This is a genomic window from Parabacteroides distasonis (assembly GCF_004793765.1).
GTDB classification, from domain to species: Bacteria; Bacteroidota; Bacteroidia; order Bacteroidales; family Tannerellaceae; genus Parabacteroides; species Parabacteroides distasonis_A.
In genome coordinates, this window is record NZ_SRYM01000001.1 from 130,710 (window position 1) to 150,841 (window position 20,132).

13 protein-coding genes, 1 pseudogene and 1 CRISPR repeat array are annotated in these 20,132 nt (G+C 44.8%); all 14 genes and pseudogenes read right to left on the reverse strand.

What is annotated here, in order from left to right; all coding sequences use genetic code 11:
• Positions 1-4: 4 nt before the first annotated feature.
• The gene (locus E5342_RS00665) at positions 5-1,084 is read right to left on the reverse strand and encodes a 3-methyl-2-oxobutanoate dehydrogenase subunit VorB (RefSeq protein ID WP_121734705.1); all 1,080 of its coding nucleotides are present in this window, start codon (positions 1,082-1,084) and stop codon (positions 5-7) included.
• Positions 1,085-1,098: 14 nt separating this feature from the next.
• A complete protein-coding gene (locus tag E5342_RS00670; protein ID WP_121734704.1) occupies positions 1,099-1,326 on the reverse strand; it encodes a 4Fe-4S dicluster domain-containing protein in 228 nt (75 codons plus the stop codon).
• Between the two features lie 572 nt (positions 1,327-1,898).
• Positions 1,899-2,833: a CRISPR direct-repeat array (repeat unit 36 nt; unit sequence ATCTACAATAGTAGAAATTATACAAGGCTTATAGCC).
• Positions 2,834-3,106: 273 nt separating this feature from the next.
• Positions 3,107-3,451, reverse strand: a complete 345-nt coding sequence (gene cas2 / locus E5342_RS00675; protein WP_349237369.1) for a CRISPR-associated endonuclease Cas2 — start codon at positions 3,449-3,451, stop codon at positions 3,107-3,109.
• Positions 3,381-4,361 (reverse strand): type V CRISPR-associated endonuclease Cas1, encoded by a 981-nt coding sequence (cas1, locus tag E5342_RS00680; RefSeq protein ID WP_135958592.1) that lies wholly within the window; start codon positions 4,359-4,361, stop codon positions 3,381-3,383. Before cas1 ends, cas2 begins: the two co-directional genes overlap by 71 nt.
• Positions 4,348-4,917 (reverse strand): type V CRISPR-associated protein Cas4, encoded by a 570-nt coding sequence (gene cas4, locus E5342_RS00685; protein ID WP_135958593.1) that lies wholly within the window; start codon positions 4,915-4,917, stop codon positions 4,348-4,350. Before cas4 ends, cas1 begins: the two co-directional genes overlap by 14 nt.
• Complete coding sequence (cas12a, locus tag E5342_RS00690) at positions 4,910-8,668, reverse strand: type V CRISPR-associated protein Cas12a/Cpf1 (protein ID WP_121734700.1); 3,759 nt, start codon at positions 8,666-8,668, stop codon at positions 4,910-4,912. Before cas12a ends, cas4 begins: the two co-directional genes overlap by 8 nt.
• Positions 8,669-9,197: 529 nt before the next feature.
• A complete protein-coding gene (locus E5342_RS00695) occupies positions 9,198-10,115 on the reverse strand; it encodes a DUF368 domain-containing protein (RefSeq protein ID WP_135958594.1) in 918 nt (305 codons plus the stop codon).
• A 17-nt stretch (positions 10,116-10,132) separates the two neighbouring features.
• Complete coding sequence (locus E5342_RS00700; protein ID WP_135958595.1) at positions 10,133-11,593, reverse strand: tetratricopeptide repeat protein; 1,461 nt, start codon at positions 11,591-11,593, stop codon at positions 10,133-10,135.
• A 10-nt stretch (positions 11,594-11,603) separates the two neighbouring features.
• The gene (locus tag E5342_RS00705; protein WP_121734697.1) at positions 11,604-13,343 is read right to left on the reverse strand and encodes a glutamine--tRNA ligase/YqeY domain fusion protein; all 1,740 of its coding nucleotides are present in this window, start codon (positions 13,341-13,343) and stop codon (positions 11,604-11,606) included.
• Between the two features lie 52 nt (positions 13,344-13,395).
• A complete protein-coding gene (locus E5342_RS00710; protein WP_121734696.1) occupies positions 13,396-14,649 on the reverse strand; it encodes an Nramp family divalent metal transporter in 1,254 nt (417 codons plus the stop codon).
• A gap of 561 nt (positions 14,650-15,210) precedes the next feature.
• Complete coding sequence (locus E5342_RS00715; RefSeq protein WP_135958596.1) at positions 15,211-16,530, reverse strand: sensor histidine kinase; 1,320 nt, start codon at positions 16,528-16,530, stop codon at positions 15,211-15,213.
• Entirely contained in the window at positions 16,520-17,869 is a 1,350-nt protein-coding gene (locus tag E5342_RS00720; protein WP_121734694.1) for a sigma-54-dependent transcriptional regulator, read from the reverse strand. The genes E5342_RS00715 and E5342_RS00720 overlap by 11 nt, the downstream gene beginning before the upstream one ends.
• Before the next feature lie 48 nt (positions 17,870-17,917).
• On the reverse strand, positions 17,918-19,264 hold the full coding sequence (locus E5342_RS00725) for an MATE family efflux transporter (RefSeq protein WP_135958597.1): 1,347 nt from the start codon (positions 19,262-19,264) through the stop codon (positions 17,918-17,920).
• A gap of 557 nt (positions 19,265-19,821) precedes the next feature.
• A pseudogene (locus E5342_RS00730) lies at positions 19,822-20,046 on the reverse strand (cell division protein FtsZ); the annotation flags it as partial.
• Positions 20,047-20,132 lie beyond the last annotated feature (86 nt).

Below are 20,132 nucleotides of genomic sequence, written 5' to 3' on the forward strand. Positions count from 1 at the left end.
CGGATCAGAATAATTTTTCCTTCAGTGCGTTTAATATCTCATCCGGGGTGAATACGATTCCACCTAATCGGCCAAAGTGCTCTACCTTTACCTTACCGTCTACGGCTAGGCGAACGTCCTCTACCATCTGTCCGGCGTTCAACTCAACTGATAACATACCCTTTACCTTATCTGCATAAGCAGCAATCACTTTTGTCGGGAACGGCCATAACGTGATCGGGCGTAACAAGCCAAGCTTGATACCTTCAGCACGGGCAATCTCGACTACCTTTTGGCAAATACGAGCGGAAGAACCGAATGCGACCAACAGATAATCAGCATCCTTGCATTGGAACTCCTCGTAACGAACCTCATTTTCCGCGATTTTGCGATATTTCGCTTGGAAACGGATATTGTTCTCCTCCATCTTCGCCGGGTCTAGCTCCAAGGAAGTAATGACGTTACCTTTGCGTCCGCCTTTCTTTCCTTGTACGGCCCAAGGGCATTGAGCGATAATCTCTTCCTCGGTACGGCGGGGTTGATAGGGAGGTAATACCACTTTCTCCATCATCTGCCCGATGATACCGTCTGCCAAGATAATAGCGGGGTTATTGTATTTAAAAGCCAGGTCAAAACCAAGACCTACGAAATCTGCCATCTCCTGTACGGAAGATGGGGCCAAGGTTATCAAGCGATAATCGCCATGGCCACCGCCTTTCACGGTCTGGAAATAATCAGCCTGACTTGGCTGGATCGTTCCTAATCCGGGACCGCCACGCATAACGTTCACGATCAGACAAGGAAGCTCCGCTCCCGCAATATAAGAAATACCTTCTTGTTTCAAGCTCACGCCCGGACTGGAAGAAGAGGTCATCACTTTTTTTCCTGAACCGGCTCCGCCATATACCATATTAATAGCGGCTACCTCGCTCTCTGCTTGTAAGACTACCATACCAGTCTTTTCCCACGGCATCTCTGCCATAAGGGTCTCCAATATCTCTGACTGCGGAGTGATCGGATAGCCGAAGTAACCGTCCACACCATAGCGGATGGCCGCATGGGCGATAGCTTCATTACCCTTCATTAATTTTATATCTTCTGCCATATCTTGATATAACTTTATATTTTTGCTTTGTAGATCGTTAGACAACCGTCCGGACAAACTAACCCGCAACTAGCGCAACCGATGCATGCGTCCGGGTTCTTCATGTACACATAATGGTACCCCTTGTTGTTTACTTCTCGTGGGTGCAACTCCAGTACATCCGACGGGCAGGCTACTACGCAAAGGTTACATCCCTTGCAGCGCTCTGTGTTTACAACAACAGTTCCTTTTATTTTCGCCATAATACTTGTTTATTTAAAATCTAAATGTAACACATTTCTATTGAGGCATCAAAGTTAGTAAAAAATTACTCGTAGCCAAGATTATATTCTTTTTGTTGAATAGATTTTCTACTGATGGTTAATGGAGCAGCGGAAATATTTGGTACATATAACATGTTAAACACATTAAAAGTGATCCCATTTATATGAGTATCGGTGTTGCAGAATGCCTCTATAGGCATGGGCCGTAAGCTCTATCAGTGTGGACGCTAAGTACTAGTGCTTATGGCTTGTGCCTATGCTGGTGAAATATATGTATGCATCAGATATTTCCGCTGACTCAGTTATTGTCGATAGTCTTAAGGATTCGTTCGTGTTCTTGTGCTGTAACTGTTTTATTCCTTGAAAGATAAGTGTGCTTTTTTTGTCTGGTGCCACTGAACGATCATTCTCTGTCGTTGAATGAAGTATATTATTGTAAGGACTTTTCCATAAGGTTCAAGAAATATTTGTTTCTGTTTGTTTCGGCTTTTGTTCTCTTAGGCGAAATAAAAAATTGGGGTGTGGAAGCCTTGGACGATCCGTGTGTATTTATCTACAATAGTAGAAATTATACAAGGCTTATAGCCGCCTATCAATACGATGTATGTTAGGGTGGCTATCTACAATAGTAGAAATTATACAAGGCTTATAGCCTCAGGTAATATGTTATACATTTAGCTATATCTACAATAGTAGAAATTATACAAGGCTTATAGCCTAAATTAGACTGTAGCAGAAGCTCTGAATCTACAATAGTAGAAATTATACAAGGCTTATAGCCTTCACAAGAGGATGTGGGACGGAATTTCTCATCTACAATAGTAGAAATTATACAAGGCTTATAGCCCCGGGAAGGACATAAACAGTATATTAAAGATCTACAATAGTAGAAATTATACAAGGCTTATAGCCAAGGATAAGGAGGTAGTGATACAATTATGATCTACAATAGTAGAAATTATACAAGGCTTATAGCCATGAGAGAAATTACGATAAGCGATTAATCTACAATAGTAGAAATTATACAAGGCTTATAGCCACTCAGGATCATTCCACGACCCACTATCGATCTACAATAGTAGAAATTATACAAGGCTTATAGCCTAACAAACAGGCGCACCAGAAGCCTATAATCTACAATAGTAGAAATTATACAAGGCTTATAGCCGTTTGTTAATATTGTTATCTTACAGGGGATCTACAATAGTAGAAATTATACAAGGCTTATAGCCCACTTTACAATACGTTTGTCTGATCCATATCTACAATAGTAGAAATTATACAAGGCTTATAGCCCGGTAGTCTTGAAGGGTTGTTTATTGCCATCTACAATAGTAGAAATTATACAAGGCTTATAGCCCCTCCTTTCAGCAATTCGAGATTGTCAATCTACAATAGTAGAAATTATACAAGGCTTATAGCCCATGAAGTTCTTGAAGGACGCTCTTCCATCTACAATAGTAGAAATTATACAAGGCTTATAGCCTCTTGTATTGTAAAGGTACGATTATTTTTTTATTAACCAAATAATTACATGAGGGAAATAAAAAGATAAATAAGAGGGTTCTGTATTCTCTACGGTCTATAAAAATGCATAAAATACTCATACACAAAGAACAAACGATTGCCCTTAGAGCATGTAAAGACTGAGGTTTGTAAACTCATTGGTAGTGTAAAATAAACTGTGTCAGCAAAGAGTAAAATAAAATATTAACTTTGCTAACACAGTTTAATTTACATCCTCAACTCGTTAGACCAATCAAAAATATACGATATCCGTATCACGATGAATGGCATTGCCATATTTCTTTAACTTTACCGTAGAGACATCAAAAATGATCACGCTGTCGCCACCTCCAAACTTCTTTGCAAAAGTTTCCTCTATTATCGTAATCATATTATCTATTACCCGATTTGTGTTATTTATCTCATATACTGAGTTTTGTAGTCGGATGGCTCCATGTTTGGTAAGCATCTTTGAAAATCGAGTGCGTAATTTGTCATCGCTTATGTCATAGCTTATCACTAACATATCAAAGAATAAAAATTGGATATTGCTTAACTGACTTGCGTCCCATGAAGCAACGGTAATAAGATTGTACATATTTGAATACCTCTGCCTTATAAGGAATCAGGGCATCGAAAAACACCCGGCAGTAATCGGCGTTACGCTCATAACGAATCCGATATTCACCTTTTTGCACTAGGAAATCTTTCTCTGAAAACTGCTTACGATTCCATGCCGTTCGCACAGCTTTGTCTATAATGGGACGAAATGGTTCCATGATGTCGCAGACAAGCGACTTGCGCTTGAACCACATTCGGTGGTAGACACCGATATAAAGGTCGAAACCAAACATACGCAAGAAACATTCCATGTAGTTGAAAAGGATGGTGTAGCCCATGTCGAGTGTGGCGTTAAGCGCATCGCATTTCGTACGAGGTCTACGTTGATGCCAGTCAAAATCTTGATAAAAAGTAGCGAAGAAGGATTTGGCAGCCGTTCCCTCCATCCCCATAAGAGTATCATACTCTGTCACGCCAAGTAATGTAGAGAGACATCCTTGCAATGTAGCGCATGATTGTTCTGTAAACTCATCCTTGCGTCGGGTATCATACAAAGCCTTCAACTGGTTGCGTATTTTATTCTCGACAATAATCTTTGCTACGCTAATGTCGTCTTTCGCAAATTCGTATTGCCGCTGTCTAAGTAGGAAGTTGCCTTCTGCCGAATTAGCCCAAAAGAAAACTGGACGTAAGGATGGTTTCATGACGACCAAAGCCACACCAAATTTCTTGCATTTTTCGATCAGTGGTGTGGTGATGCGAATGTGCCCGATGATAAATAAGGCAAGTATTTTTTGGAAAGGCAGTTTGGTCAGTGTTTTCATCTTGTTGCTGTTTTCCACTTGCTCTTCGAGCAAAAGTTCTCCGTTGCTGACACGAAGACTTCGCTCGCAAATGCAATTGATGACAAAGATGGTGCGAAATTCTATATCTTTATTGGTAAACATTGTCTTGGAGTGTTTTGTCGCACAAGTTGCAATAGATGCAGTGGCGGCATTTGTTAGGATTTATTGTAAAAGAAGTAGATATCGGATTATACGAACGGAAGCGTTCTATAAACCGTTTGAATTGTAGAAGATCTTCATTGCTGGGCATTGCTACCGGAATCATCTTGTTGGTCGAAATTTCATAAAAAGCCAATGTCTCTACCTTATAGCCCATTTCGTGAAGGCAGAGCATCTGCGCCCATAACTGGTATATCTGTCCTTGAAAAATCTGTTTCAACTGATATTTCCGTTCTATCAATCGCCGTTCCTTGCGTTTATAGACATCTATTTTGCCCATCAATCCGTATTCTTCAGAATAAACGGGCAGAGAAAGCAGGTCATCGGCACGGTTGCTTGCTGTTTTCTTGTCCACCGTCTCGTGTGATGCTCGTCCTCGAATTTGTGGTGTAGCATGATACATCGTTTCGTCCGACTCCATATAAACATTGTGAAGGTATATGGAGTACGGACAAAAGATGAAATCATTGAGAGTGGATATGGAGATGTAATTAGTCATTCAGATAAGGTTTTTGTTGGGCAAACTGCAGCCATTCTCTGTTAGATAGGACAAGATTTACTTTCTCCTCACAGTTTGTCGCCTGTATCCGACGGATAGTCCACAAGCCTTTTCGGGCAATGTTGTACGCACCATTGGCATCAGCATCCTTGGGCAGCGTTTCCTTGCCTTCCCGACTGTCATAGAACATTCCGCTTTCATCGGCTACTGGCGAGAGCAGATAATCCGTTTCCGAGTTGGTGGCACTGTTGCGCATTTGTACTAATAGGGTCATTAAGCGCATCAACGGCTCAAGATATTTCTTGTCGGTTAATGCACAAATGGCTTCTTTCAGGTTTTCGTGAACATCTATGCCGGCAGCTGCAAAAACTTTCTTAAATTCATCGGTCAGAACAACTTCCTCATTATCCCACAGATTGTTCTTGGCCGGGTTGCGGAAGGTCTTGATTCGTGTTCCGTAGGAACAAAGTGTCCACCAAGTGTACGTATCCTTTGCCTTGTCGGTAAATTTGCTGTAGTCCATGGCAAATTCAAACCAATCCTTATCAGCGTTATATCGGATAGAATCGAATTTCGAGAAAAAACATCTTGCCTTGTCTGCATTCTCATACCTGGTATCGAGCATGTTCACGAAACCGGTGACAGGGTCTATCTTACTGGTGTTCCATGCGGGAATATAGAACAGCCAGCCGCTCTGTTTACCGAGTTTGCGGAAGCTTTCAAATTTGTTGGTGAGTTGGAGCGGATGCAATGCGCCTCCCGTTTCATCGGCATCCTTCTGCTTGTCTACATAGCAGTTCAGTTTGTCGATAAGCATCTTTTCGAATTTTTCATACACTTGCCGTTCTATTTTCTGACGGTTGCGCATGAATCCCGTATTCAAATCTTCAAGCACTACGATTGCTTTATAGTCCACCATCATCTTGGAGAGAATATGGACAACTTGACTGAGATAACCTTCCTTAATCTCTTTTATGTTCTCTATTTTCTGCCAGTTGCGGCGTGCATCTGTGCGTTCTCCCTCTCGTGTGGCAAGGAGGTCTTTGTAATTCGTGGCATAGGTGCGTCCGTTATACTCATTGACAATGTCGTTCAGTGTCATTTGCTTTACGATATTCCCTTTCAAATCGATTAGTGACAGATAGAGCAGATGTCTTTCACCACGGTCAATGCCGATAATATGCTCAATACCGTTGTTTCGTATGGCTTCCTGCGTATGCTCGTTGATATAATTCCGTCCGGTTGCCTTAAAGTTGAGGGTTATAGGCACATGAAACTGGAACTTGTCAACCGTATAACGACGGTTCTTTATGATGTCGTAATCGAAAACGCTACCTTTCTTGGCATTCTGTGTATTCTTGTTCGTGATGGGCGCGTGTGCCTTATGTGTCGTGGTCTTGTTAAGGTCGAGACTCTTCTTACGATAGAATACTTCTGCTTGGCCATTCAGTTTATATATTACATCAGTTAGGTTTTTCTCGTCGAACAGCATCTTCCAGTATATCGTATGCAGATTAGGCGTCCCCTTGCTATGTTTCGAGAAATCCTTGTTCCATATATGGAACAGATAAAGTTTACCTTCGTCGACCAGTTTGTTGACAAATGCTTCAGAGACCTTTCTAAAGCCAAGCATATATCCTTGTTGCTCTACCTCACGATAAAATCCACTGATGTCTTCGTAAGTTTTCGTATCGGAGAATCTGAACCGGAATTTGCTCCAGTCTTCGTGCTTGTCAATAGATGCCTTGAAGAAGTCGATCAGTCGATGACAGTCTGACAGACTGAAATTCGGACCTTTTTTATGGGTGCCTTTTTTATAGGCTGCGATGATGCTTTCGGAAGGGGAGAATTCTTTTATGCGTGACTTTGAGAAGAATACCTTTGGAAGCATCTTGTTCGCTCCGGGCAATAGTTTGTAGTCAATTTTTTCAAAACAAGCGCCATCCGAAGGCAGACAATCACAATCGAACGCATGATTGGCTTTTTTATCCATGATGGCAAGATAATACATACCATCTTTACGCAACAATACAGAAGTGCAGTCTGGTTCTTTGTTCTGATCCCAACCTCCCAGCAACTGCGCATTTTCAAAATTCAATTTTATCTTTTCTGTGCTATACGGCTTGCGAGTCAGCCAATTGCGCACCTTGTTATATAAAGGGGTTACAATATCCAGCGCATTCCAAGCCGCACGCAGACGGGCATCAAACTCATTGTCTTTTTCGGCCTCATCGCCGCTGCCTAACAAGGGCTTGACAAAATGCTGCAATGCCTTATAGGCATCAAGCAAATCTTTTATTAGCTTGATATCGTTTTCTGATTGGTTGAGGTTGACATGTCGGCCAGCAAGAATATCCGATGCGACAAGACGAGCCATTTCTATTTGTGCAAATAGGTTTATCGGTTGCTCGTCATTCTGGTTACAAGTGCCAAGCAGGGCAAAATAATCTTCCACATTCTTTTGGGGAGCATCTGTTTTGGGATGTGGCAAGCTGTTTAGATACGCTATGCTGAAACTCTTTTCCGACTTGAACATTTTGTTTATTCTTTCCTCATATATTTCATTGTCGGCTTTTTCCTTTTTACTGGGAGTGATAGAGTTGCGGAGTTCTTGTTTGATTCCATTTGTGAAAACATCATAGCATCCGAACATCTGTTGTGAAATATCCGTAAGCCCTGGATTGTTGGCAATATAAATTTTAGAAAGGTCATATTGTCCGATGTGCTGTAGTAATGATTTCAATGAATCCTCATTGTCACCGGCAAGAATGTCTTTCAAGTCATCATGCATATTATTAATGGCCTCAATCATCTCCTTGTCACTCTTAAACTCTTCTGGTAGCCACGAAATAGCTATACGATCACTAAGAATCATCTTATAGAGTGACTTTAATAAAGGCAGTCGTTTACTACGGTCTTTTTGCTGTTGGTTATAAAGGTTCACATACTCGTTAAGCCCTTGTATCTTGACATTGTCATCATCCACACGGCCACCAATGATATTGTTATAAACTTCTATCTGTTCTTGTGTCAGCACAGTAGAAAAATAGTCAAGCGTAAACAGTTCACTGATGTGTTCCACATTGAGATATGTGCGGTATGCCGTTTCTATTTCAGTAAACCGGGCAGCTACTTCACTCTCTGCTATTTTGGCAAACGATTTCATATTGTCCAAAAACAAGGGAAGATTCTCATGTATTAACCGATAGGCAATGGCTGTTGATTCCTTCTCATCCGAATACATGTTCTTCCGGTTTTCATGAAAACCGGTGAAGTATGTGGTAAATTTATTGAAGTTATCAACTATTCGTTTCTCTTCTTCTCCCTCTATAAATCTAGGCAGATGCTTCTGTATTAGTTCTTTCTTAAACAAATCATCATACGAGCCACCATTCTTGAAAGCATCGACAATTTGTTTGCGTAAGTTTTCCTTTACTTTATCAAACTGTTGTTCTTCTTTTTCATTACGTTTGGAGATAGAGGCCAGTTTCCTATATTCTTCTAAAGAGTCATAACCTTGTTCTGAATACATTTTCAATTTGAAATGTTTTAGACACATATGAATAAATGCCTTATGATAACGGTCGATAATATCCTTGACAAGTTTGTACTCTTCCGCTCTTTGCTCGTCTTGCGCAATAAGACCTTTTTTCTCGATATGCTCTAATGTCTTGCCCAAGGGTTTTAGTTCAAACCGCAGTGTCTTACTCAAAGGATATAATCCTACGAATTGTTCCAATATATTTTTCATAATACAGATATTTAAGATTTATGTTCTTTGTGTTTATTCAAAAATGGCATTTCTGCCTTGATCCACTCTTACTGCAAGCTCAATCAATCTGCATTCTCCTTTTCATCAAACGTCATACCATTTGACTTTAGTCTGACGATTTGTTGTCCTGTCGTATATGCTTTCTTCATTGTAGCCTATAATTCGGATATAAAATTACTCATTTTATTTGAATAGACCACCATTATGTATATTGATTTATAGAAACTTTGGCATTCTTTCTGTATTTCTCTATAAACCGCCTCATAAGTTTCATTCCACCCTCTTTCTTCCCCAATATATATTTGCTTATCGGCCTGTATGCGCTGACTACATTTTTCTTTATCACCTTACTGGTATGGGGCGGATTTCGCTTATTGGAAAGATACGATGTGCGATGATAAAATGTAGGCAAATAACAATGGGCATCGTAAGCTCTTTACAATGCCCATTCTTACCATCTTATAATGGGCATTCTAATCTCCTTATAATGCCCATTGTAATATTAAGGTTAGGCCTTAGCGCTTTTTTGTGAGAGCTTTTCTAGGAAATATACGATCCCGAAACCTAAGATCATTAATCCAACGGCCTCCCAAACAAACTGATTTGGAGCGATATTCGCCTCCACCAACGGCTTGGTCATGCCATGGCTATCCACATAGGTCTCGATCGTTTCTTTCCAAGGCCATACCTTGTTAAGCGAACCCAGCATGAATCCGGCCAATACGGCGATCGTTATATCATGGAATTTACGAAGCGCGAATGACAGCACGCGGGAGAACGTCGTGATACCAATAGCCGCACCCGCTATAAACACCAACATAACAGGAACGTTAAACGTCTTGACCGCCTCCATGATATAGAAATACTTCCCAAGCAACACTAAGATAAAGCTACCCGAGATACCAGGCAAGATCATGGCGCAAATAGCGATCGCTCCACAGAGGAAGATAAAGAGTAAATTACTCGGAGTCTCGGCGGGAGTCGCCACGGTGATATAAAAAGCGATCACCGTCCCGACAACGAAACTCAAAATCGTCTTCCAGTTCCATTGCTTGATATCCTTTGAGACGAACCAAGTAGAGGCCAGTACCAAACCAAAGAAAAAAGACCATACCAAGATCGGGTGATACACCAAGAGATACGTAATGATCTTCGCCAGTGAAAATATGCTGATACCGATACCGGTCATGATAGAAAGCAAGAAATTAGCGTTGATCCCTTTCCAGAAAGCGGCTATTTTCCCTGTGAATAATTGTTTCAATGTCGTCCCGTTAATACTTTTGATAGAGTCGATCAGTTCCTCGTAGATACCTACGATAAAGGCGATCGTTCCTCCCGACACGCCAGGAACGACATCCGCCGCTCCCATACCCATACCTTTTAATACTAAAAAGCCGTAGTCCTTGAGATTTCGTTTGTTAGGCATATTGCATTATTAATTGTCTAATTACTATTATCTTTATTCTTTAAAAACTCTTTTGCCAGATCCTCTGGTTGGATATGTTTCTTTTCTTGATCGGATTGGATGGGCTTATAGTCCGCAAGCATGTCCGGTGCCATTTTATGAAATAAGAGGTAAAGATCATTTTCGGGTATGTGGCTGATATGATCCATGAACTCCCCCATATTCTGGTTACGCAGATAGGCCATAGCCAAAAAGACATGAATCATCGGGGTATTCGGGTTGATCTGAAGGACTTTCTTGTAATAAGAGATCGCCTTGTCCACCTCTCCCTTAGTAAGCAAATATTCTGCGGCCTGAATCAGGCTGTCGCATTCCTCTTGAATCTCCGGATTGGTATTCTTGTTATCGATGACCTTGAATATTTTATTCGTAATTTCGATAGCCTCCTCCTTTTTCCCGCTGTCAAGTAAGCTAAGTGCTAAAAGAGAGAGGAGACGGACATTGCTCGGATACAATTGCGCCGCCTCGAATAACTTGTTGGAAGCCTCGTTGTCACGTCCGGTCTCGGTACAGCAACGGATATAATTGATATAATTGGCCGGTCCATCTTCCATATTCGGGTCGTTTATGATCGTGGAAAGCAGTTGGTAAGCCTTCTCATATTGCTCCAGCTTCATATAACATTCCGCCATGAGTGGAGAGATACGGCGCATCACTTCCTCATCACCCTTGATTTCTTGATATTCCTCGATTGCCTTCTCGTAACTTTCGTTCATGTACAGGCAGTATGCTTTCAATATTTTCAGTTCCATATCGGAATCGTCGCATGTCAAGGCAAAGTCAAAAGCTTCGATCGCTTTCTCGTAATCGCCAACCATGGAATGTAGCCTTCCCAACGTAAACCAATACTCGTACGAGAAAGGATTCTTATCGATCAGCTCATTACACAACTCGATCGCCCGGGAAACGTCTCCTTCCGCCTCAAGGATGTAGCAAAATTCATTCTTAAGGATCAAGTTATCTGGAAATAAAGCCAAGCCACGGTCTACGAAATCCCGGGCCTCTTTATTCATGTCTAAATCATTCAGAATGGGAGAGATGTACTCGAATACTTCCTCTAAATAGTCACAATCTCTAGCGATTAGTTCTTCCGTGATCTCCAGAACCTTGGAATATTGGTTGAGCGAGCAATAACATTCCATTTTTAACATATCCAGATCTTGGTTATCAGTCTCCGCTATATTCTCGAGCAGAGCGAGAGCGCTTTCATAATCCTCGTTATACGCAAATTGCCTGCTTTTCTTGATTTGCAAGGCTGAATTACCGGGATGAAGTCTTAGCCCGAGGGCTAAGACTTCATCGAAGTAAGTATAATCATTCGAATCTTCAAAGCTGTCTAACATTTCGTCGATTTGATCGGCGTCGAAATAGGGCTCCTTACCCTCTTCTTTCGCTGAAATATAATGTTGTAACAAGCGTGAGATATCGTCTTTTTTCATCTACTATTCTTTATTTATTAATCTTGCTCCACGTATCCTTTAGCCCTACGGTACGGTTGAATACCAAGTTGTCAGGGGTGGATTCGCTATCTATGTTGAAATAACCGATGCGTTGGAACTGAAGGTAGGAAAGCTTGGGCAGGGTAGCCACGAACTTCTCTACGTAACAGTTTTTCCGGATCTCCAAGGAGTTCGGGTTGATGATTTCCTTCATGGCCTCTAGCGGGGAGCAATTCTTCTCCTCACGGATAGCGGCCAATTCGTCTCTAGGGTTTTCCACCTTCCAAAGTCGGTCGTATAAGCGTACTTCCGCTTTTTGGCAATGGGCGCGGCTTACCCAGTGCAAAGTACCTTTTACTTTACGGTTAGCATCCGGCATACCGCTGCGGGTATTTGGATCGTATTCGCAATATACCTCGGTAATCTCACCATTCTCGTCTTTCTTGCAGCCCGTGCATTTTACGATATAAGCGTTTTTCAGACGAACTTCCTGTCCCGGTGTCATTCGGAAATATTTCTTGGGAGCGTCTTCCATGAAATCCTCACGCTCCATCCACAACTCACGGCTGAACTCGATTGTATGGCTGCCAGCTTCCGGATCTTCCGGGTTGTTGATCGCTTCCAGTTCCTCGACCTGTCCTTCCGGATAGTTGGTGATAATCAGTTTCACCGGATTGATCACGGCGGATACACGGATGGCGCGGGCATTCAGATCCTCGCGTACGGCGCTTTCCAACAAAGCGAATTCGTTTAGGGCGTCGTAAGTCGTATAACCGATCTTGTCTATGAACTTACGGATAGACTCCGGGGAGTAACCCCTGCGGCGGAAACCGCATATGGTCGGCATACGGGGATCATCCCAGCCGTTTACCAAGTTCTCTTTTACCAATGTAAGCAGGTTACGCTTGCTCATCAGCGTGTAGCTCAGGTTCAATTTGTTGAACTCAGTCTGTCTTGGACGGTTGTCGTCCAAGTCCTCGCCTTCTTTCAGCCAGTCGATAAACAGATCGTACAGAGGACGGTGTACGACAAACTCCAAGGTACACAAGGAATGCGTCACGCCCTCGAAGAAATCGCTCTGTCCGTGGGCGAAGTCGTACATCGGATACGCTTTCCACGTCGTGCCCGTACGATGGTGCGGATGGTTAACCACCCGATAGATGATCGGGTCGCGGAAGTGCATGTTCGGGTTTGCCATGTCGATCTTCGCGCGAAGTACCATGGCTCCTTCCGCTATCTCACCCGTGTTCATCTTCTTGAAGAGATCTAAGCTTTCCTCGATCGGACGGTTGCGATACGGGCTCTCGATGCCCGGTTGTGTAGGCGTGCCCTTTTGCTGGGCTATTTGTTCGGATGTCTGTTCGTCAATATATGCTTTACCTTCCTCGATGAGGCGGATTGCGAAATCCCACAATTGCTGGAAGTAGTCTGACGCATAATAAATGTTTCCCCACTGATATCCCAGCCATTGGATATCCTCCTTGATCGCCTCCACGTATTCCTCATCCTCCTTTGTCGGGTTCGTGTCGTCGAAACGGAGGTTGCAGATACCGCCATGGCGTTCAGCGATGCCGAAATCTAGGCAAATGGCCTTTGCGTGGCCGATGTGAAGGTATCCGTTGGGCTCGGGCGGGAAACGGGTTTGTACACGTCCTCCGTTCTTGCCTTCCGCTAAATCTTTCTCTACGGCTGCCTCAATGAAATTCAGGTTTTTCTTGCCTTCTTCTTCGTTTGTATTGATATCGCTCATACTTAAAAATTGATAGTTTTTCTTCGAATGGGACAAAGGTAACGATTTCTTTTTAAAATAGGCTGATGAGCAGGGCTATATTTAAGGCGGTTACCATAGTTCCCAGTAGCAAGAGGATGATGGTCGTAGAGCGGCTGTTCGCATAGGCACCCATGACTTTCTTGCTGGAAGTGAGGTATACTTGCGTGAAGACCGTGATTGGCAATTGTACGCTCAGCAACATCTGCGACAGGATCAATCCCTTGAACGGATCGCCGATCAGGAAGATGATGGCCAAGGCGGGGACGAACGATAGCAGGACTCCCAGCTTGGAGTGGAGGTCGGTATGATTGTACGCCTCGCCATAGAATCCGGCGAAGATGGAAGCCCCGGCGATACCGGATGTGATGGTCGAGGAGATGCCTGCCAGTAATAGGGCGGCGGCGAAAATCACCCCGGCGTTATTTCCTACGAGGGGTACCAATAACTGCCTGGCTTGGTCCAGCTCGTCTACGGCGATGTTTTGCTTGAAGAAGGTAGAGGCGGCCAAGATGATCATCGCCGAGTTGATCGCCCAGCCGATTACCATGGACAGGAGCGTGTCGTAGAACTCGTACTTCAATTGTTTCTTGATGACCGACTCGTCCTCTAGGTTCCATTCCCGGCTCTGTATCACCTCCGAGTGCAGGAACAGGTTGTGAGGCATCACGACGGCTCCCAGTACGCTCATGATGATCAGCATGGAGTTGTCGGGGAAGGTGGGTTTCACCCAGCCTACCACGGCCTGCCCCCAGTTTACGTCTACCAACGCCAGCTCGTATAGGAACGAGAGCCCGATAATGGACACGAACGTGATGATCCAGCGTTCGGTCTTGCTGTACGTATTACTGAATAGCATGGCAAGGCATACGATGGTGACGATCACCGCTCCAGCCTTGACCGGCATACCGAACAGCATTCGGAGGGCGATAGCTCCACCGAGTATCTCGGCGAGGGAGGTGGATACGCTGGCGAGCATGGCCGACCCTAGGATCGGGCGGCTTAGCACGCGGGGCATGTATTTGTTGGTCGCCTCCGAAAGGCAGAGGCCGGTCACGATACCGAGGTGGGCCACGTTGTGCTGGATAATGATCAGCATGACGGACGAGAAGGTGACGACCCATAGGAGGGCGTAGCCGAACTCAGAACCTGCCGCAAGATTCGTCGCCCAGTTTCCGGGGTCGATAAAGCCTACGGTGACGAGTAATCCGGGGCCGATATATTTTAGCAAATCCAATGCCCCGGAGTGGGGGCGGTGGTTGATATTCAGTTTGTCTAGTAAATTCATGTCTGTATGGATCTTTTTGACTAAAAAACAGCGTAAAGATACGAATTGTTTCATTGTTACCCAACGGTGGCCGGAAATACGCAGGGCGGCCGCGCCAAACTATCACCTGGAAGGCATCCCCTCCCTCTCGCGGATCTGCGGACTCTACTGTCACAGCCTTATAACAACGCGTTTTTCCCGTGTTAAAATCCGGTTAACATTCCGGGAGCGAAAGGGGCAGACGCACAAAGCTCTACCTTCGTTGTAAGTCCAGTCCTTAAGACCGGATTTACAACGAAGGTAGAACGAGGGCAGAACGGCCCTGGCATGGAGATAGAACAGCCCTTCCCTTGTTAAAACGGGGTAAGAATATTTAGGGGAGATTAAGACGTTCGCCGTGAACCGTTTTTCGCCGGCGGGAGGGTGGTGAACATTTTCGCCCACTCGCTTGTTGCCGCCCCGGCAGCGATGCTTCCCGCCCTTTCCCGATGGCATCGCGTCTTGATGTTATCCGGTGCGGTTGCCCTGGGAAATACGGCCGCATGTCCGCGTGTCCGCGTGTCTACGGATATGGTAAGCGAGCTACGGGAATGTCAACACGAAGGTAGTCTGCCGCTGGGCCGGATTGCTTTTCAATGCGATGCTTCCGCCGGACAGGCGCATGATCTGTCGTGAGATGGATAGCCCGATACCGCTTCCACCTTCTTTCGTGGTGAAGAACGGTATGAATATATGCTCGGCTTCTTCGGGGGGGATGATGGGGCCGTTGTTCGTCACTTCCAGGATAACCGCTTCGTTAGGGTCGCAATACGCCTTGAGCAGGATTAGCCCGTTTTCTTGCTCGTGCCCGATCGCTTGCATGGCGTTCTTTAAAAGGTTCAAGACTACTTGCGTGATCAGGTTCTCGTCGGCGTAGACGATCAAGTCCTCCGGTTCCACGTCGATGCGAATGGTTATGTTCGGGTAGTTATTGTGGTGGCGGGCCAACCGCGTGAGCCGTTCGGCGAACTTATTGACGTAGAATAAAGAGGGCTGAGGAGTTGGTATATGCGTAAACTTGCGGTATGACTCGACGAACGCGATCAGGCTCTTTCCGGTAGAGCTGATTACCTCCAAGCCACCCCGTATCTCCTCGTCGACATTCTGGTGGAGGGAAAGCAAGGTGTCGCTCAAGGAGGTGATAGGGGTGACGGAGTTCATGATTTCATGGGTCAAGACCCGTGTCAACCGTATCCATGACTCGATCTCCTTATCGTCCAGCTCGCTGTTGATATCATTGATGGCGATGATGCGGACGTGTTTCTCTTGGAGCGTCATCTCGGAGACACGGACTGAGAGATGTACTGTGCCCCGCTCGTTGATAAAAGAGATCTGATGTTTCTCGCCGGGACGAACGTTACTGATGAGGCGCTCTAGGTTCTCGTCGATACGCCCGAGCTGGCGGGCATGGGTAAAGACCGTCAATCCCAGCAGTCGCAAGGCCTCGTTGTTGGTCTGGAAAATATTGCCCTTATCATCTTCCACGATGATACCCGTATTCACTTGGTTCATGATCAACTCGTAATATTTCTCTTTCTGGATCGCCTCGGCTTTCGCTTGAAAAAGTATCCGGGTGATGCGGTTTAAGGACTCGCCAACCAGCTTGTCATTGGAGGAACGCCCCCGGGTGGCGTATTTGAAGGCGTAATCGCTATTGTCGATCGCATCGAACATGAAGGCTACCTTTTGCGCATTCTGCTTGAACAAAAGGCCGATACCCCGCAAGGCAGCCATCCATCCGATGCCTAAGAGCAGGAACCACCCCCATTCTTTCTCCAAGGCCAGGTAGGTGAGTGCCGCCGTCAGCCCGATAGCGAGGGCGAGGCGGAAGGTGAGGCTGTAATAAATGCCTTTAAAGCTCATACCGCTTGATCTTATTGTAAAGCGTTTGCCGTGAGATACCCAATTGGTTCGCCACGAGCGAGAGATTGCCGCCGAATTTATCCATGGCGGCCTTGATCATGGTATACTCCATTTCCTCGAGCGTAGTGATGTCATTCTTGACGGGCGCCTCCCGCTTACGGGGGAAATCGAAATTGCTGCCATCTAAAGTATCACCGTCGGCGATGATAATCGCTTTCTCCACGGTATGTTCCAGTTCGCGGATATTACCCAGCCAAGGTTGGGCTTTCAGTTTTTCCTTGGCGTCGTCGGTGAGAGTCATGGGCTTTTTACCATAGATGTTGGTATATTTCGTGATGAATATTTCGGTAAGCGGTACGATATCCTCCGGCCGCTCCCTCAAGGGCGGGATCTCTACGTGTATCGTATTGATACGATACAGCAAGTCCTCGCGGAATTGCTCTTTCTGTACCATCTCCTGCAAGTCCCGGTTCGTGGCGCAGATCAGGCGGATATTGATGGGGATCGGGGTATTGCTACCTACCCGTACGATGCTCCGGCGTTGCAAGGCGGTCAATAATTTGGCTTGCAAATGATAAGACAGGTTCCCGATCTCGTCGAGGAACAAGCTTCCGTTGTTCGCTACCTCGAACTTACCGGGGCGATCTGTCCGGGCATCGGTGAAGGCTCCTTTTACGTGGCCGAATAGCTCGCTCTCGAACAGTGTCTCCGTGATCGCGCCCATGTCTACCGGTACCATGGTCTCATCCTTGCGGGGGGATAGCAGGTGTATTTCCCGGGCCAGCATTTCCTTACCGGTTCCGTTCTCACCCGTGATTAATATATTGGCGTCTGTCTTGGCTACTTTCTCTATCAGCATCCGTAGCTGTTGCATGGCATTGCTGTCTCCCCAGAACATACCGCTTTCCTTGGATACCAACTGCTTGTCGCCGACACCGCCTTTATGGTTGGCCGATCGGATTTGGTAAGCGGCTTGCAAGGTTTCCAATAATTTAGCGTTTTCCCAAGGCTTTACTACGAAATCGGTAGCTCCTTCCTTGATACCTCGTACCGCCAGATCAATGTCGGCATAGGCGGTAAATAGAACGACTTGTATTGAGGGATAAGCCTTCTTGATCTCGGAGAGCCAGAACAGCCCCTCGTTGCCGCTGTTTATGCCGGCGCTGAAATTCATGTCGAGCAATACGACATCCACGTTCTCGTCGTGCAGCGTGTTTTTTATCTTGTTCGGGGTAGAGATGGTGATAACCTTTTCGAAGCAAGTTCCTAACAGCATTTGTACGGCGGTCAGGATACCTTTATTATCATCCACAACTAGTATAGTGCCTTGTTTTGCCATGTCATGTCCATTTATACGGGCAAAGATACTCGATCTGGTCGATACTTCCTAAACCAGATGCGATTTTACCTGCATTTTCGCCCGGTATCCCAGCAGGCATACGGAGCATAAGAAGCCTAATGGGTAAGCCATCCAAATCCCGGCGATACCCCAATGGAACGTGAATCCCAATAGATATCCGGCAGGTATGGCTATGATGAAATAAGCGAGAAACGAGATCCACATAATCGCTTTCACGTCGGCTAGCCCTCGTAAGGAGTTCGCTAAAATGATTTGTGCGCTGTCGCCTATTTGATAGAGCATCAATATGGGGAGTAGTGTCTTCACGATTGCGTTGACATGAAGATTATCCGTAAATATTAATCCAAGCCAGGATTGGGTCATGAATAAGGTGGTACAGACAATACAGACGACAATAAGCCCCAGATGAAGCCCGGCAATGGTGATCTTACGCACCATATACCAGTCGTTCGCCCCTTTATAATAACTGGTACGAATCGCTACGGCGGCTCCAAGACCTAAATAGATGGTAAAACTGATCGTTGATATGGTAATGGCTATTTGATGGGCGGCAAGCTCAAGGCTACCCAGCCAACCTACCATGATGGCGGTGACGCAGAATGTTCCTGCTTCCAAGCCTTGTTGTAGACTGATCGGCCAGCCTATGGAATTCAGCCTTCTCCAACTCTGCTTATTGATACGAATATGGGTGAAACCTTTCCGGTAAGGCTTATAGTCGGTTCGCAGCATGAATACGGCGATGAAAAGCAATAGCATGATGATACGCGAGATAAAGGTGCTTATACCTGCCCCAAGCAGTCCGAGTTCCGGCATTCCGTATTTTCCGTAAATGAGGATATAGTTGCCGATGATATTCAGCAGATTCCCTGTCAATAGGACCCACATGGATATGGATGGGTTGGCTATGCCTTCCACGAATTGACGGAATGAATTATAAAGCATTACGAATAGGATCGAGACTAATAAGACCGCGAAATAAGGTCTTATCAATGGCAAGAGTTCTTCGGGTTGGCCTAAAGAGTCTAGGTTTAGGTAAATCCCCAGTAAGACGGCTATCAATAATAAGGTAGTAGTCATATTGGCAACCAGACTGTTTTTGAGCCAGCCTCCGATCACGATCTTTTTATTCATCGCTAAATTCTGTCCGATCAGCGGGGTAAGATTATAGGAGAATCCGGTTCCCATTATGATAAATGCGTTTATTACATTATTGACGAACGATGCCGCCGCTAGTTCCTCCGTACTGTGTTGTCCCACCATGATGGTGTCTGCCAATCCGGTGATGATAGCCCCCAATTGTCCAATGATGATAGGTACCCCTAGCATTACTAAGGATTTATAATATTGTTTGTAACCCGCTATTCTATTGTACATATGTATTGTTCTGTTATTAATGATGGTGTAAAAATCCTTGATCGTATATGCCGGATATACGATAGAGTTGTTTTAAATGAAAATGTAAAGATAAATTAGAAGGAATAGGGTGCGGATACGGTAGAACCTCTCGTAGTCCAATGGACGAACAAGATGCTTTTAGTCGTAAAAAAATAATATTCGAATTTACAGCTCATACCTCTTCTTAGATTTAGCGGCGTAAAGTTACGTAAAAACGCTGAACCCCGCAAATCATTAAAATGACGAGGTTTATTCATCTCTCGTCATTTCATCGATAATATACCCGAATCGTTGTAATAGGCGTTCCGCTAAGCTAGGTTTATAGGGTGAGGCTATGGTGCTATCTATAGGGGAATCGATAGGTTCCGGGGTTTCCTTGGACTCTTCCGGTTCTTCCGGAATAGAATTGACTCTTTCCTCAGTTTCAAAGCCTGTGGCGATAATTGTAAACTATACGTCCGTATCAAGCGAGTTATCATCATACAATCCCCATATCACTTCTATATCAGGGTTTAATTCCTCCATAAAAGCGTCTAACTTCCGGCTCCCAATCCAGTTTTTCCTAGTTGGACTTTTACCGGAATGTCCGATTTCCAAAGTGCTTGACTATCCGTATTACAAATAGCGAAAGACACGTCTTTGATACCTTGTTTATACATATTGTGTACGGCGTTTCCGCCACCTCCGCCCACACCGATTACCTTTATGATGTTTTTGGTTTTATCTGTAGGCAGGATGAAGTCGATGATAGAGTTGTCCATGTGTTTTTATTTATTTGTATTCTTCTTTGCCTATATATTCGGAGTATCGCTCAAATCTACTTTTCCAAGTATCTGTTTGCGGTGCT